9 protein-coding genes and 5 tRNA genes are annotated in these 14,337 nt (G+C 70.8%); 7 read left to right on the top strand and 7 right to left on the bottom strand.

Going from position 1 to position 14,337, the window contains the following annotated elements:
* Positions 1 to 90 precede the first annotated feature (90 nt).
* Positions 91 to 1,860 carry a SpoIIE family protein phosphatase gene (locus IE263_RS03365; RefSeq protein ID WP_189931927.1) on the top strand — a complete coding sequence of 590 codons (1,770 nt, stop codon included), beginning with the start codon at positions 91 to 93 and terminating at the stop codon, positions 1,858 to 1,860.
* A 20-nt stretch (positions 1,861 to 1,880) separates the two neighbouring features.
* Here IE263_RS03365 and IE263_RS03360 read toward each other — a convergent pair whose 3' ends face one another.
* Complete coding sequence (locus IE263_RS03360; RefSeq protein WP_189931925.1) at positions 1,881 to 2,600, bottom strand: leucine-rich repeat domain-containing protein; 720 nt, start codon at positions 2,598 to 2,600, stop codon at positions 1,881 to 1,883.
* A gap of 252 nt (positions 2,601 to 2,852) precedes the next feature.
* Between IE263_RS03360 and IE263_RS03355 the strand changes: the two genes are divergently transcribed.
* Positions 2,853 to 3,404, top strand: a complete 552-nt coding sequence (locus tag IE263_RS03355; protein ID WP_189931923.1) for a TSCPD domain-containing protein — start codon at positions 2,853 to 2,855, stop codon at positions 3,402 to 3,404.
* Between the two features lie 125 nt (positions 3,405 to 3,529).
* Here the strand turns inward: IE263_RS03355 and IE263_RS03350 are convergent.
* From IE263_RS03350 to IE263_RS03325, 6 genes are all read right to left on the bottom strand, one after another.
* A tRNA-Lys gene (locus IE263_RS03350) sits at positions 3,530 to 3,602 on the bottom strand.
* Between the two features lie 90 nt (positions 3,603 to 3,692).
* Positions 3,693 to 5,219: an amino acid permease gene (locus tag IE263_RS03345; RefSeq protein WP_189931921.1), complete on the bottom strand. Its 1,527-nt coding sequence runs from the start codon at positions 5,217 to 5,219 to the stop codon at positions 3,693 to 3,695.
* Between the two features lie 48 nt (positions 5,220 to 5,267).
* Positions 5,268 to 8,336 (bottom strand): FG-GAP repeat domain-containing protein, encoded by a 3,069-nt coding sequence (locus IE263_RS03340; RefSeq protein WP_189931919.1) that lies wholly within the window; start codon positions 8,334 to 8,336, stop codon positions 5,268 to 5,270.
* 215 nt (positions 8,337 to 8,551) lie between these two features.
* Positions 8,552 to 10,708, bottom strand: coding sequence for a DEAD/DEAH box helicase (locus tag IE263_RS03335; RefSeq protein ID WP_189931917.1), 2,157 nt, complete (start codon positions 10,706 to 10,708; stop codon positions 8,552 to 8,554).
* Between the two features lie 217 nt (positions 10,709 to 10,925).
* Positions 10,926 to 11,456, bottom strand: coding sequence for a hypothetical protein (locus tag IE263_RS03330; RefSeq protein WP_189931915.1), 531 nt, complete (start codon positions 11,454 to 11,456; stop codon positions 10,926 to 10,928).
* 87 nt (positions 11,457 to 11,543) lie between these two features.
* A complete protein-coding gene (locus tag IE263_RS03325) occupies positions 11,544 to 11,894 on the bottom strand; it encodes a metallopeptidase family protein (protein WP_003999986.1) in 351 nt (116 codons plus the stop codon).
* A gap of 117 nt (positions 11,895 to 12,011) precedes the next feature.
* Between IE263_RS03325 and IE263_RS03320 the strand changes: the two genes are divergently transcribed.
* The 5 genes from IE263_RS03320 to IE263_RS03300 all read left to right on the top strand — a co-directional run bounded on the left by IE263_RS03320 (position 12,012) and on the right by IE263_RS03300 (position 14,196).
* Positions 12,012 to 13,571: a metallophosphoesterase family protein gene (locus IE263_RS03320; protein WP_229910772.1), complete on the top strand. Its 1,560-nt coding sequence runs from the start codon at positions 12,012 to 12,014 to the stop codon at positions 13,569 to 13,571.
* Positions 13,572 to 13,651: 80 nt separating this feature from the next.
* A tRNA-Glu gene (locus IE263_RS03315) sits at positions 13,652 to 13,724 on the top strand.
* Between the two features lie 37 nt (positions 13,725 to 13,761).
* Positions 13,762 to 13,836, top strand: a tRNA-Asp gene (locus IE263_RS03310).
* A gap of 24 nt (positions 13,837 to 13,860) precedes the next feature.
* Positions 13,861 to 13,934: transfer RNA gene (locus tag IE263_RS03305), tRNA-Phe, on the top strand.
* A 194-nt stretch (positions 13,935 to 14,128) separates the two neighbouring features.
* Positions 14,129 to 14,196: transfer RNA gene (locus IE263_RS03300), tRNA-Phe, on the top strand.
* Positions 14,197 to 14,337: the final 141 nt, after the last annotated feature.

Raw genomic sequence — 14,337 nt, 5'->3', positions numbered from 1 at the left:
CCGAGCCCCACCCCGCTGAGATGCGCAAAGCCACCCCACCCCACACGATGGGAAAGGGATCGATGCGGCCTGGACAGCAGGAGAAAACAGGTGAACGCTGAACAACTCCCGCCGTCGTGGCTGCTCCCCCAGGATCAGGTCGAAGGCCTGCGGATGACGCTGCCGGACCTCCTGGTCGACGGGACGGAGAGGGCCTGCGAGTGCGGATTTCTGCGCCGGATCGTCGAGGGCACGGCCGCTCCGGTCATCATCCTCGACGAGTACCTGCGCTACCTCTACGTCAACCCGGCCTGGGTACACGTCACCGGCGTGCCCGCCGCCGCCTTCCTCGGCAAGAAGCTCGGCGAGGTGCTGCCGGACATCCACAGCCCCGACGACATCCTGATCGAGGTGCTGGCGGACGGGCAGCCCCGCGAGGTGACGCTGACGGGCACCACCCGCATCCCGTCACGCGTGGGCCGCCGGCTCTGGCGCGCGGTGTTCCACCGGCTGGAGTCACACGGACGGGTCATCGGGGTGTGCGGGATCTGCGTGGAGGCCAGCAACCTGCGCCAGTACCTCGACGACCTCGAGAACGCCCACCAGCGGCTCGCCCTGCTGGACGCCGCCGCCACCCGGGTCGGAACCACCCTCGACGTAGAGGCCACCTGCGCCGAACTCGCCGACTTCCTCGCCCCGTCCCTGGCCGACGTCGCCGCCGTGGCCATCGTCGAGGAGGAGTCCCTGGGCGCGCCCGCGCCGGCACCGGGAATGCTGCGCCTACGGAAGATGAAGCTCTCGGCGCCGCCGGAGCTGCAGTGGCATCTGCGCGGCCTGGGCGGCCCGGAACCCTATCTGGACCTGCCACGGGGCTCGACCACCCGGCGCTGCATCGACAGCGGACGGCCGTGGTTGAGCAACATGGCCAGCGACGAGCTGCTCCAGAAGATGACCCTGATCCCCGACCGCGCAAAGATCATCCGCGCGGCCGGCGTCCATTCGGTGCTGATGGTCCCGCTGCCCACCGCCGGCCGCTGCGTCGGCGTCGTGATCCTCATGCGGGCCGGCACGTCGACCCCCTTCACCGAGGACGACGTCCTCACCGCCCAGGGCGTCGCCGCACGCGCCGCCTCCTCCATCGACAGCGCCCGCAGGTACTCCGACGAGCACACCATGGCGCTGGAACTCCAGCGTGCGCTGCTGTCCGAACCCGACAGCCCCCACCCCAGCGTCGAGGTGGCCACCCGCTATCTGCCCTCCGGCCGCAGCGCCCTCGTCGGCGGGGACTGGTACGACTCGATCGCCCTGCCGGACTGCCGGACCCTGCTGGTCATGGGCGACGTGATGGGCCACGGCTTCCAGGCCGCGGTCGCCATGAGCCAGTACCGCTCCGTCCTGCGCACCGTGGCCGCCGCCGGCCTCCCCGTCGACGCCATGCTCCGCGAAGCGGACCGCCGAGCCGCACGCATCGGCCTCGACCGCGTCGCCACCTGTCTCCTCGTCCTGGTCGACCCCCAGGCCCACACCTGTACGGCGGCCAGCGCCGGACACCTGCCACCCGTTGTCATCCGCCCGGACGGCGGCACGGACGTACTGACCCTCCCGGCCGGCCCCCCGATCGGCACGGAACTCGGCGACTACGAGATGACAACGTTCGCATTCGACCCGGGCGCCGTACTGCTCCTCTACACGGACGGCCTGGTGGAACAGCGCAACACGGACATCGACGAGGCGGTACGCGCCCTCACGAACCTGAACCTGTCCGCGGACGGCTCCCTCGAGCACCTCCTCGACACCGTCCTGGACCATCTGACGAACAGCCTGTGCGAGGACGACATCGCGCTTCTGGCCGCCCGGGGGCGGCCTGCGGGGGGCCGCTGAGCAGCAGCTTCCGTCTACCTCTACAGGAGGACGACGCACCCTCGCCGCTCCAGTTCCGTCAGCAACGACGGGGAGGGTTCGCAGGCGTTCCAGCGCAGGTCCAGCTTCTCCAGCGCGGGCATGTCGACGACCCAGTCCGGCAGCCGTGTGAGGCGGTTGCTTCGCACGTCGAGCTGGCGCAGTCGGGGCAGGCCCGCCATCGCCTCCGGAAGTTCGGCGAGGGCGTTCTCCCTCAGGTCCAGGTGGCGCAGTTCGCAGAGGTCGGCCATGGACGTCGGCAGGCTGTCGAGCACGTTGCCCCGCAGCCAGAGCTCGCGCAGGCCGCGGAGGGCGCCGATCCCTTCGGGCAGCGTGGTGAGCCGGTTGTGCTGGGCCCGGAGTTCGATCAGGCCGGTCATGCGGCCGATGGTCTCGGGCAGGGCGGTGAGGGTGTTCTCGCCGACGTTGAGGTAGCGCAGCCGCGTCAGGTTTCCCAGCGAGTCCGGGACCTCCGACAGCTTGTTGTCGTGCAGGTAGAGGCAGCCGCTGAGGCCGGCCAGGTCGCCCAGTTCGGCGGGCACCGAGGTGAGGTGGTTGTGGCCGAGGTCCAGGGTGGCGAGCCGGTGCAACCGTCCGATCTCGGGCGGGAGGTCCGTGAGCCCGTTGTCCGCGAGGATCAGCACCTGGAGTTCGGTGTCCTGCCAGACCGACTCGGGTACTTTTCCCAGCTGTTGACGCCAGAGGTTCAGCACGTGCGGCACGGCGTGATCCCTTCTCGGTGTGCCGACGGGTCGGACGAAGACTCGCAGCAGGGTCGCGATCGACGACAGCATTACCCGTCGAGGCCGTATAGGGCCGGCCCCGGCGTGCCGAGGTTGGTGGCGATGACCTTCCCTCCCTATGGTGAACCCCAACATGTTGTGGTCATCGGAGATTTGATGCCCACAGATTGTGTGCATGGGTGCGCTCTGCCCGATTTCGCCACTACGGATCGACGACGAGTGAGGACGTTCATGACCGAATGGTTCGGGGACGGTACGACGCGGGCGACCAGCGACGAGCGGACGGCACCCCGACCCGCCGTACCGCGCCGCCCGAGGCGCCTGCAGTCGACGACCCGGTCGTTCACCGTCGGCGAGGGCAAGGGGTACCTCACCGTCGCCCGCACCCCCGACGGGCGGGTCGCCGAAGTGATGGTCCGCATGGCCAAGCAGGGATCCACGCTCGCGGGGATGATGGACGCCTTCTCCACGACCCTCACCCGGGGTCTCCAGCACGGTGTCCCTCTGGAGGTCCTGCTCGCCGACTACGTCGGGATGCGCTTCGAGCCCTCCGGTCTCACCAACGACCCGGACATCAAGCAGGCCGGCTCCGTCCTGGACTACGTCGGCCGCCGGCTGGCCTTCGACCACCTGCCCTACGACGTCCGGGCCGGCCTGGGCGTCCTCACCACCGAGGAACGCGCCGCGAAAGCCACCATCGACGGAGTCGGTGACGCCGTGTGGACCGACCTCGTGGGCCTGTCCATGTCCGCGCCCCTCGTGGTGCGACCACGCCGTGGCTGATTCCCGGGCGCACCCCTGCCGAGGCCGGCGGCAGCCACGCCCGGCGGCCCGGAGCAAATGATCCGCACGCCCCGGAACACACCTCAGCCCCAGGCCAGACACGTCTCTGACCTGGGGCTTCTGGGTAGGCCCTGTGGGACTCGAACCCACAACCAATGGATTAAAAGTCCACTGCTCTGCCAATTGAGCTAAGGGCCCAGGCGATGTTGCCACCCCGAGCATAGCCGGACGAGGCCGTGTCTCCGATCGGGTATCGGGGACACGGCCCTGCCGGAGGACGAAGATCGGTCACGGATCCGCCGTTTCGGCCGTCACCGCCTCCCGGGCCGCCGTCTTCTTGTGCGCCGGGTTGAGGAACCAGTGCCGGGCCGAGGCCACCCACCAGACAGCGGCGAAGCCGAGGACGACCAGGACGGCGACCGGGGCGTAGTTGAAGGTCTCCCATGTCACCGGGGAGACCTGGGGCAGCATGAAGAGGACCGTGATGACGGCCACCCAGGTCACCGACACCACGCCCACCGCCCGCGACCACCGGCCCAGGTGCCACGGCCCGCGTTCGAAGGCCTCGCCCTTGCGCAGGCGCAGCAGCGTGGGGATGACGTAGGCGATGTAGAGGCCGATCACCGCGATCGAGGTGACGGCCGCGTACGCCGTGACGTTGATCAGGTACGGCAGGCCCAGCAGCAGCGCGCCGCCGGCCGCCAGCCACACCGCGGCGACGGGCGTACGGGTGCGCGGGCTGACCGTGTGCCAGACGCGCGAGAAGGGCAGGGCGCCGTCACGGGAGAAGGCGTAGATCATGCGGCTGTTGGCCGTCACGGACGCCATCCCGCAGAAGAGCTGGGCGCCGATCACGACGAGCAGGAGCAGCTTGCCCGCGGTCGCGCCGAGGGCGTCGAGGAGGATCTGGGCGGGCGGCGCGCCGGTCGGCGACGTGAGGGCGCCCTCGTAGGACTGGATCGCGAAGGTGAAGCCGAGGAGGAGGACGAAGCCGGCGATCCAGGACGTCCAGATGGACCGCACGATGCCCTTCGGGCCGGCCGTCGACGCGTCGTGGGTCTCCTCCGTCATGTGGGCGGAGGCGTCGTAGCCGGTGAAGGTGTACTGGGCCATCAGCAGCCCCAGCAGCACCACGTACACCCCGCTGCCCCATCCCGTGTTGTTGACGAACTCGCCGAAGACGAAGGACGCGGACTGGTGCTTGTCGGGGGCGAAGGTGAGCGCACCCACGATGACCGCGACCCCCAGCACGTGCCACCACACGCTCACGCTGTTCAGCAGCGCGACGATGCGCACGCCGAAGGTGTTCAGCAGGCCGTGCAGCAGCAGGATCGCCGCGAACAGCAGGATGGTCCGTTCGGGCGTCACCTCGAAGTCGAACTGGAGGTTCAGGTACGCGCCGAGGAAGGACGCGGCCCCGAAGTCGATCCCGGCGGTCACCGCCACCTGCCCCAGCACGTTGAACCACCCCGTGAACCAGGCCCACGCGGCCGCGCTCCGGGGCGGCGCCAGCCGGTGCGCCCAGAAGTACAGACCGGCCGACGTCGGGTACGCCGAGCAGATCTCGGCCATCGACATCCCGACGAACAGCGTCATGAGCCCGACGGCCACCCAGCCCCAGGTGATCACCGCCGGGCCACCGGTGTTCATGCCGAACAGATACAGCGTCAGACATCCCGAGAGCACCGAGATGATCGTGAAGGAGACCGCGTAGTTGGAGAACGCCGACATGCGGCGGGCGAGAACCTGCGTGTAACCGAGCTGGGCCAGCCGTTCCTCGTCAGACAGCCCACTCGCTTTGGCGTCATCTGTCATGCCCCCAGCAATTCCCTCGCCGGGGGCGTGACACACGTCACGACTTGGCTAGAAAAGGCCCTTGTAGTTCTGCCAGCCCGCGCCGATCTTCACCCGCGCCCCGAACGTGCCCGTCCCGGTGCCGGGGAGCCGGTACAGCCCACCCGCGGTGTCCCGCGCGACGAGGTCGGCCTTTCCGTCACCGGTGATGTCCCCGACGCCGACGACCGCGTTGTACGACGCGCCCCAGTTGGCGAACAGCTTCACGCGGGCGGTGAAGGTGCCGTTGCCCTTGCCGAGGTAGCGGTACAGGTTGTTCGCCTTGTCCTGCGCGATGAGGTCGCCGATGCCGTCGCCGTTGAGGTCACCTACACCGACGATCTTCTTGTACGTCTTCCAGTCGTCGTAGAGCTTCACGGGCGCGGACAGCTTGCCGGTGGCCGTGCCCTTGTACAGGTACACCTTGCCGGTCGAGGGGTTGCGGGCGATCAGGTCGGGCAGGCCGTCCTTGGTCACATCGCCCGGCGAGGTCATGACGTCGAACTGGGTCCAGCCGCTGGTGCCCAGCGTGGTGTACGGCGACGTGGGCTGCACCGCGGCACCGCAGCCCGTCCGGTACAGGCGCAGCGCCCCGCTGCTCAGCCGGACGAGGACGTCGTTGCAGCGGTCGCCGCTCAGGTCCCCGAAGGGCACCGCCTTGATGCCGCTCGGCCAGCCGGAACCGCTGACCTGGCCGGAGAACGTGCCCTGGCCCGTGCCCTGCTGGTAGGTCAGGGTGCCCGTGGCGGGCATGGTCAGCATGTCGCCGACACCGTCCGGCTTCGACCCGGGCCCCACGTAGTCGTGGAACACGGCACTGCCGCCCACCATCCGGACCGTGCCCCGCACCACCAGCGGATCGCCGACGCCGTCGGCGGGCTTGACGGTCAGCGTCCAGTCGTAGGAGCCGTTCGGAACGGGCCTCCCTCCGGACAGCGCGCTGCCGTCCCAGTCGACCTTCAGCGCCCCGCGCACGGCACCGCCGTCCGTGCCGCCGACGTGCTTGCCCGTCGCCTTGCTGCGGACGTCCAGCACCCAGCCCGCGGCCGGCTTCGACAGCAGCACCGTCGTGAGGGTGCGGTAACCGGGAGACGTCTGGGTCACGCTCTGAGCGGGCTCCAGCTGCCGCAGCGGCTGCTGTGGCACCCCCGAGGGCACCAAGTGCACCCGCTCCTGCGCGTCGACGTAGGCCGCGTTCGCCCCGGACTCGTCCACGGTCCAGCGCACGTCACGCTGCGAGACGCCGGTGTCGGGCAGATCGCCGATGACCCGGCTGGCGGGTGTGCCGTCGTCCACCGTCGTAAGGACCAGCTTCCCGGCCTGCTTGTCGTGCGTGACGACGTACCCGTCGCCGAGCGCGGCCTCGTCGGCCGGCACCGGCACGGACTTGCGCGCCGTACGGTCGTAAACGCCCGCGCGCCCGTCACAGGTCCAGTAGATCCAGCGGCCCAGCGCCTGGAGGTCGGTGGGGGTGCAGCCGACGTCGGTGGTGAGGGTCTCGGTGGTCTTCTTGGCGGTCAGGTCGTACGCCGTCAGAGTTCCCGGGGTCGCGCCCGGGGTCCACAGGGTGTCGCCGGAGAGGGCGGCGGGGCCGGGGGTGCGGGTGACGGTCGCGATACCGGTGCCGCCGATACGGAAGACGTACTGCTGGGTGGTGCCCGTGTAGATCAGGAACCGGCCGGAGACGTCCGTGAGGCGTCCGCTCTGCAGGTTGGTACGCGACCAGTTGTCGCCGCCAAGCCCGTCGACCATGATCGTGTCGGAGCTCGTCCCGTGCGAGACCCAGGCGATCCGGCCGTCGTCGGTGCCGTGGAAGAGGGCGCAGGCAGGGTCGGTGCTTGCGCAGGCGTCGAGCCTGCGGCTGTACGTGGTGCGCGCGCCGAAGGTCGGGCTCCCGGTCGCGGCGACGGTCCGGCCGGAGACCTCCCTGCCGCCGTTGAGGTCGTAGTCCGCAACGACCAGTTTCCCGTGACTCAGGGAGAGCCCCTGAACGATTAGCGGCGGCTTGGGCAGGGCCTTGACCTGGGTGACGACCGGGGTGCCGTCGGGACCGGGCTGGATGCGCTGAACGCCCCAGTCATCAGTAGCGGACGTCGTACGGCCGACGGCGAGGGCGGTGCCGTTTGAGACACCGGAGAGGGACCGGTTGGAAGAGGGCAGCAACGTCACCGAGGAGCCGCCCGCGATGGGGGTGGCAATCGTCCTGGTGGAGGTACCCGTCTGGTAGACCAGCCAGTCGCCGACCACTGCAAGGTCCACCACCGAGGATGTGTCGCTGACGCCGTCGAGCGGGACCGAGACCGGCGGGGCGGACAGGTCGGAGCGGGAGTACACAAGCGCGGCCTTCTGGCTTCCCGTGAACCAGACCACGTAATCGCTGGTGACACTTGCCTTGAGATACGCCGTCGATACCGGCTCGGTCCAGCCCGTGACCTGTCCGGTCCTCCGATCGACCATGACGGACAGGTACGGCCCGCTCGGCTGCCCGGCGTGGAACAGCAGGCCGTCGGCGTCCCCGCCCCTGGGGAACCCGAGGGTCACCCCCTCAGGCACCCCCGTGACCAGCACGTCACGCGTGCTGCCGTCGGCCTCCGGGAACAGCAGGTGCACCTCCCGCCGGGATGTCCCGCTCTCGTCCTGCACCGCGCGGGACGCGACCACCAGGTCGTCGTAGGCGGTGAGCATGGACAGGCCCTCGGGTATCCGAACGGTGTGCGTCGTGCCGTCGGCCGCGTTCCACAGATCGACCCGGCCGCCCGCGAAGCGGTGCCAGAAGACGTCGCCGCCGGTCGTCCCGTAGCCGATGGTCCCCGTCGGGTACACCACCTTCACGGACATGCCGTCCGCGTACCGCGTCCATACGAGCCCGGAACCCTCCAGGGTGTGGAAGACACCCTGGGCGCCGGCACCGTCCTGTCCGTAGTTCGTGAGCCCGCCGTAGAGCGCACCCGAGGTGTACGTGTCGCGCAACGCCGCCGGCACCACCGTCTCCACCGCCCCGTCCGCCACCGCGCTCGACGGCAACAACGGACTCAGACCCGCCGCCAACACGGCGGAAGCGGCGACAAGACGCAGACGTACGAGGCCATGGCGAGCCAAGAGGGTCCCTCCCCGGGAACGCGGAGACGGGCTGGACACCACTCCGGCGCCCTCGGCCCCCCGGCCGTCACATCCGTCTCACAAGTCGGCTGATCCTACAGCCGTTCCACAGCCCCGGAGAAAGGGGTTTCGGACAGCGCGGGCACGGAAAACGCCGTGGCCCCCACCGGAGAGTCGGTGGGGGCCACGGCGTTCACTCACCTGGACCGTTGCGGTCAGCCGTTGCGCTTCCAGCGCGGCTTGTCCTCGCGGCGCCCGAAGGAGCCGCCGCCGCGGTGGTCGTCACGGCGGTGGTCGTCACGGCGGTGGTCGTCGCGGCGGCCGTACGGGCGGTCGTGGCCGCCGGTGCGGAAGCCCGGGCGGTCGTCGCGGCGGTCGCGGTTGAACGGACGGTCGCCGGCACGGTGGCCGCCGCGGTCGTCCCGGCGGAAGCCACCCCGGTCGTCGCGGCGCTCGAACGAACGGCCGCCACGGTCGTCACGGTCCCGGCCGAAGCCACGGTCGCGGTCACGGTCGAACGGACGACGCTCGTCGCGCCGCTCGAAGGACCGGCCGCCCCGGTCGTCACGCCGCTCGAAGCCGCGCCCACCCCGGTCGTCCCGGTTGAACGGACGACGGTCGTCGCGCCGCTCGAAGCCACGGCCGCCACGGTCGTCCCGGTCCCGGTTGAACCCACGGTCCCGGTCACGGTCACGGTTGAAGCCGCCGCGGTCACCGCGGTCACCCCGCTCGTCCCGGCGGAAGCCACCCCGGTCGTCCCGCCGCTCGAACGAACGGCCACCACGGTCGTCACGGTCCCGCTCGAACGACCGCCCGCCGCGCTCGCCCCGGTCGGTGTCCCGCGGGGCCCGCTGCTCCGGCAGGGAGACCTCGGCCACGGCCGGAGCCTCGACGGTCCCGACGGTCTCGACAGCCGACGCCTGGGCCTCGGCCGACGCCTGCGCCTCGGCCACCGCCGCCTCCGGGTCCTCGCCCCGCTCGCGGGCGACCCGGGCGACCAGCCGGTCGGCCTCCTCGCGCAGCTCGGCCGCGCGGCGCTGCGCACGCTCCAGCTGCTTGGTGAGGTGGGCGACCTCACGCTCGGCCTGCTGCGCGGCGTTGCCCGCGGACTCGGCCTGGACCTCGGTCATCGAGCGGGCGCCGGTGATCTCGGCGACCTCCGGGTCGAAGGCCGCGCCGCCCTGGATGATGTGCCGCCCGGCGTCGACGCCGGCGTCCTCCATCAGACGGAAGATCTGACGCCGCTGGTGCGGCAGCGACAGGGAGACGACCGTGCCCGTACGACCGGCGCGCGCCGTACGGCCGGCGCGGTGCAGGTAGTCCTTGTGGTCGCCGGCCGGGTCCACGTTCAGGACCAGGTCGATGCCGTCGACGTGGATGCCGCGGGCGGCGACGTCGGTGGCGACGAGGACGTTGACGTACCCGTCCTTGAAGTCGGCCAGCGTCCGCGTCCGCGCGCCCTGCGTCATGCCGCCGTGCAGCGCGTCGGCCTTCACACCCGCCTCGCGCAGCTGCTCGGCGACACGGTCGGCGCCCAGCTGGGTGCGGACGAAGATGATGGTGCGGCCCTTGCGGGAAGCGATGGCAGCCGTCACCGGCGCCTTGTCCTTCGGCTTCACGATCAGGATGTGGTGCGACATGGTCGTCACCGCGCCCTGGGCGGCGTCCACCTCGTGCGAGACCGGGTCGTTCAGGTACCGGTCGACGAGGGTCTTGATCTCGTTCTCCATCGTCGCGGAGAAGAGCATCCGCTGACCGCCCGCCGGCACCTGGTCCAGCAGCTCGGTCACCTCGGGCAGGAAGCCCAGGTCGGACATCTGGTCGGCCTCGTCGAGGACGGCGACCTCGACGTCCTCCAGGGAGCAGGCGCCGCGGTTGATGATGTCGCGCAGCCGGCCCGGGGTGGCGACGAGCACGTCGACACCGCGCTCCAGGGCGTAGATCTGGTTGCCCATGGACGTACCGCCGCAGACGACCTTCATCTTCAGGCCGAGCTGGTCGCCGTACGGCTGCAGCGCGTCCGCGACCTGCATCGCGAGCTCACGGGTCGGGGTGAGGATGACGGCGCGCGGCTTGTGCTTCTCGGTACGGCCGCCGGACAGACGGGCCAGGGTCGGCAGACCGAAGGAGAGGGTCTTGCCGGAGCCGGTGCGGCCGCGGCCGAGGATGTCCTTGCCGGCCAGGGCGTCCGGGATGGTCGCCGCCTGGATCGGGAAGGGGGTGGTCACGCCGTTCTGCGCGAGCTTGCGCACGACGCCCTCGGGGAGACCGAGGTCCTCGAAGGTGACCTCGGGGGTGCTGGTCGCCTCGTCGTTGTCGATGTTCTCGACGTTCTCGGGCACGACGACGTGATCAGTACTGGAAATGGACATGCGTATGCGAAACCTTCCGGAGTCTCGTCGGCACGCGCCCGTCAACTCCGTGATTCGCAATACGACCGCCTCTATGCGGTCCGCCACGGCAAGGGAGAGTACGCGCCACACGGCGCGCTCTGCGTTGGCGCCGGGCAAATGGGATCAAACGATCTACCACCATACGCACCCTCCACCCCCGAAGGCAAACCGAGCCCGGTAGACGTACGTCACACCCCTACGCCGGCGACCCGGCCTCCGGTGCCGGCTCCCGCTCCACCAGTTGGGGCGCCGGCTCCCCGGGCGCCGACGACGACGGCTCCGCGACCGTCGGCTCCGGCGAGGGCGACGGCGGGGGCTCCGGTGACGGCGGCGGCTCGGGGTCGGCGGAGCGCGTGGGCGTCGGCTCCTCCTTCGGCGGCTTCGGATCCTTCGGCTTCTCGCTCTTGCCCGGCTTCACCCCCGCCGAGGCCGAGGCGCTCACGCCCGCCGACGGCGAGGCCGAAGCGGGAGATGCGGAGTCGTCCGCCTTGCCCTTCTTTCCGCCCTTGCCGTGCCCGCGCTTGTCGTCGCCGCCCGCCGCCCCGTACCCGTGCCCGCCGGCGGACCCGCCGGGTCCGCCGTCCGGCGCCTCACCACCCGGCTGCCCCGCCGAGTGCGACGGCTTGACCTGGCCCCCCTCCCCGTCCCCCACGCTCATGCAACCGGCGGCCGCGGCGACGGCCATGACCGTGGCGGCCAGGCGAACGGGAAGGTACAAGGGGCGCACGGGGCCACCTCCGGGGGGCAGACGCAGGAGTCAACCTCCCCAACTCCCGCCGCCCGCAAGAGGACACGCGCCCCGCGACGTGACGGCTCAGCCGTACCCGAGCGCGTGCAGCCGGGCGTCGTCGATCCCGAAGTGATGCGCGATCTCGTGCACCACCGTCACCTCGGTCTCCTCGACGACCTCCTCCCGCGTCTCGCACATCCGCAGGGTCGGCCCCCGGTAGATCGTGATCCGGTCCGGCAGCACACCCGCGTACCACTCGCCGCGATCGGTCAGCGGAGTCCCCTCGTACAGCCCGAGCAGCTCGGGATCGTCCGCCGGGGGCTCGTCCTCGACGAACACCGCGACGTTGTCCATCAGCCGCGTCAGCTCCGGCGGGATCCGGTCCAGCGCCTCGGCGACCAGTTCCTCGAACTCCTCGCGCGTCATCTCCAGCACAGGCCCATTCTCCGGCACGACCCGGCCGACGGGGGGTACGCCCGCATGTCCGGGCGCGCACTTGGGCATACGGGACCAATGGCCCGCGCCCGCGTCCCCGTCGCAGCCCTGAACCCCATGAACCGGAAACGGAAGACCCGCCACCCCCGCCCCACCACCCCCGAACTCGCCGCCCAGCCCCGCCCCTGGGCGCGCGCCCTCGGCCTCACCGCGGTCGTCCTCCTGGGCGCGTGGCTCGGCCTGTTGATCGTCGGGAACGTCCGCACCCCCGTCGGGCCCATGGACACGACGATGACCCTGCGCCCCTCCGCCACCGGCGGCACCAAGATCAACGTCTCCCCGCTGGGCGCCCTCCACCTCGACAGCCACCACGCCCCCGTCCGCCTGGACGTCAACGTCGACCAACTCGACCCCGCCCGCGCCCAGGCCCTCGTCGACCACCCCGAACGCCTCTCCGGCCTCCAGGACGAGGTCGCCCGCGACGTCGAGCACGGCACCCTCGACCTCGCCGTCCGCTCCTGCGTCGCTGTCGTCTCCGGCGCCACCGCCCTCGGCCTCGCCGTCTACCGGCGCCCCCGCCGCGCCCTCGCCGCCGGCGGCCTGGCCCTCGCCCTCCTCGCCGCGTCCGGCGCCACCGCCTACGCCACCTGGAACCCCAAGTCCGTCCTCGAACCCCGTTTCTCGGGCCTGCTCTCCTCGGCCCCCTCCCTGGTCGGCAACGCCCGCAGCATCGTCACCGAGTTCGACGTCTACCAGCAGGAACTGGCCCGCCTGGTCACCAACGTGACCAAGCTCTACGACGTCACCTCCACCCTCCCCGCCTACCAGCCCGACCCCACCACCGTCCGTGTCCTGCACGTCTCGGACATCCATCTCAACCCGGCGAGCTGGAAGATCATCGCCTCGCTGGTCGAGCAGTACAAGGTCAACGTCATCGTCGACTCCGGCGACACCATGGACCACGGGACGGCGGCGGAGAACGGCTTCCTCGACCCCATCGCCGACCTCGGCGCGCCCTACGTCTGGGTCCGCGGCAACCACGACTCGACGGTCACCCAGCGCTACCTGGAGGGCATCAAGAACGTCCACGTCCTCGACGACGGCCGCGCGGTCACGATCGGGGGCCTGCGTTTCGCCGGCATCGGCGACCCCCAGTTCACCCCCGACCGCTCCTCCGTCCCGGCCGCCGAGGGTCTGCAGGAAGCGGCCGGCGCCCGCCTCGCGGCCGCCCTGCGCGCCGAGCGGGCCGCGGGCAAGCCCGTCGACGTGGCCATCGCCCATGAGCCCTCCGCCGCCCGCGAGACGGACGGCGAGGTGCCGCTGGTGCTGGCGGGGCACCTGCACCACAACGAGATGGAGGTCCTGCCGAAGGGAACCCGGCTGCGTATCGAGGGCTCCACGGGCGGCAGCGGCCTGCGCGCCGTCGAAGGCAAGTACCCCGACCCCATCGAGGCGTCGATCCTCTACTTCGACCGCGACACCCGCCGCCTCCAGGCCTGGGACGCGATCAAACTGGGCGGCCTGGGCCTGACAACAGCCGAGGTCAGCCGTCACCTCCCCAAGGAAAACCAACCCGGCGCCACCCCGTCGCCGACCTCTTCCCCCACCCAGTCCCCCACACCCTCGTCCCCTGCCCCGACGACCCCGTCCCCGGCCCCCTCCGGCACCGCTCCGTAAACCGTTTTGGCGATCCCTCCCGCCATCCCATATGCTTCTCACGTCCCCGACGCGCTGAGAAGCGCCCAGGCGGGCCGATAGCCCTCATCGTCTAGCGGCCTAGGACGCCGCCCTTTCAAGGCGGTAGCACGGGTTCGAATCCCGTTGGGGGCACGCAACACCGTGTGCGACACTGTCGTACACAACGCTTGGTCCTGTGGAGCAGTTTGGAGTGCTCGCCACCCTGTCAAGGTGGAGGCCGCGGGTTCAAATCCCGTCAGGACCGCTGAGGTTTAACGTGAAACCTCGCGGCTGGGTAGCTCAGTTGGTACGAGCGTCCGCCTGAAAAGCGGAAGGTCGCCGGTTCGACCCCGGCCCCAGCCACAGCCCGAGAGCCCCGTCCACTTGGACGGGGCTCTCGACGTTGCCCGGCCCGTCTCACCAAAATCGCACCGCACCAGCGCCGCGCGCCACTCGCCACCCTGCCAAGGTGGAGGCCGCGCCCGCGGCGCAGCCGCAATCGGGTACAGCAAATCCCGTCAGGACCGCTGAGGTCTCACCTGAAAACCTCACCGCCGGGCAGCTCAACTGGTAGGAGCGTCCGCCTGAAAAGCGGAAGGCGCCGGTTCGACCCCGGCCCCAGCCACAGCCAAGGCCCCGATCTTCGGATCGGGGCCTTGTTGTGTGCCGGGGTTGTGCCGAGGGTGCGCCGGGTCCTCGCGTGGTGCGTCGCCAGTCCGCCGGAGGCAAAAGCGTTCGCCACGTTTTTCTCCGGGATGAGATCCTG

Source organism: Streptomyces aurantiogriseus (assembly GCF_014649375.1).
Taxonomy (GTDB): Bacteria; Actinomycetota; Actinomycetes; order Streptomycetales; family Streptomycetaceae; genus Streptomyces; species Streptomyces aurantiogriseus.
Note: the sequence above shows the minus strand (reverse complement) of the source record. Positions and strands in the feature narration are given on the sequence as shown.

What these genes read in the sequence shown, in the direction of transcription:
- IE263_RS03320 (WP_229910772.1), top strand. Translation starts at nt 12,012, where the DNA reads ATGAACCGGAAACGGAAGACCCGCCACCCCCGCCCCACCACCCCCGAA.
- IE263_RS03335 (WP_189931917.1), bottom strand. Translation starts at nt 10,708, where the DNA reads ATGTCCATTTCCAGTACTGATCACGTCGTCGTGCCCGAGAACGTCGAG.
- IE263_RS03345 (WP_189931921.1), bottom strand. Translation starts at nt 5,219, where the DNA reads ATGACAGATGACGCCAAAGCGAGTGGGCTGTCTGACGAGGAACGGCTG.
- IE263_RS03355 (WP_189931923.1), top strand. Translation starts at nt 2,853, where the DNA reads ATGACCGAATGGTTCGGGGACGGTACGACGCGGGCGACCAGCGACGAG.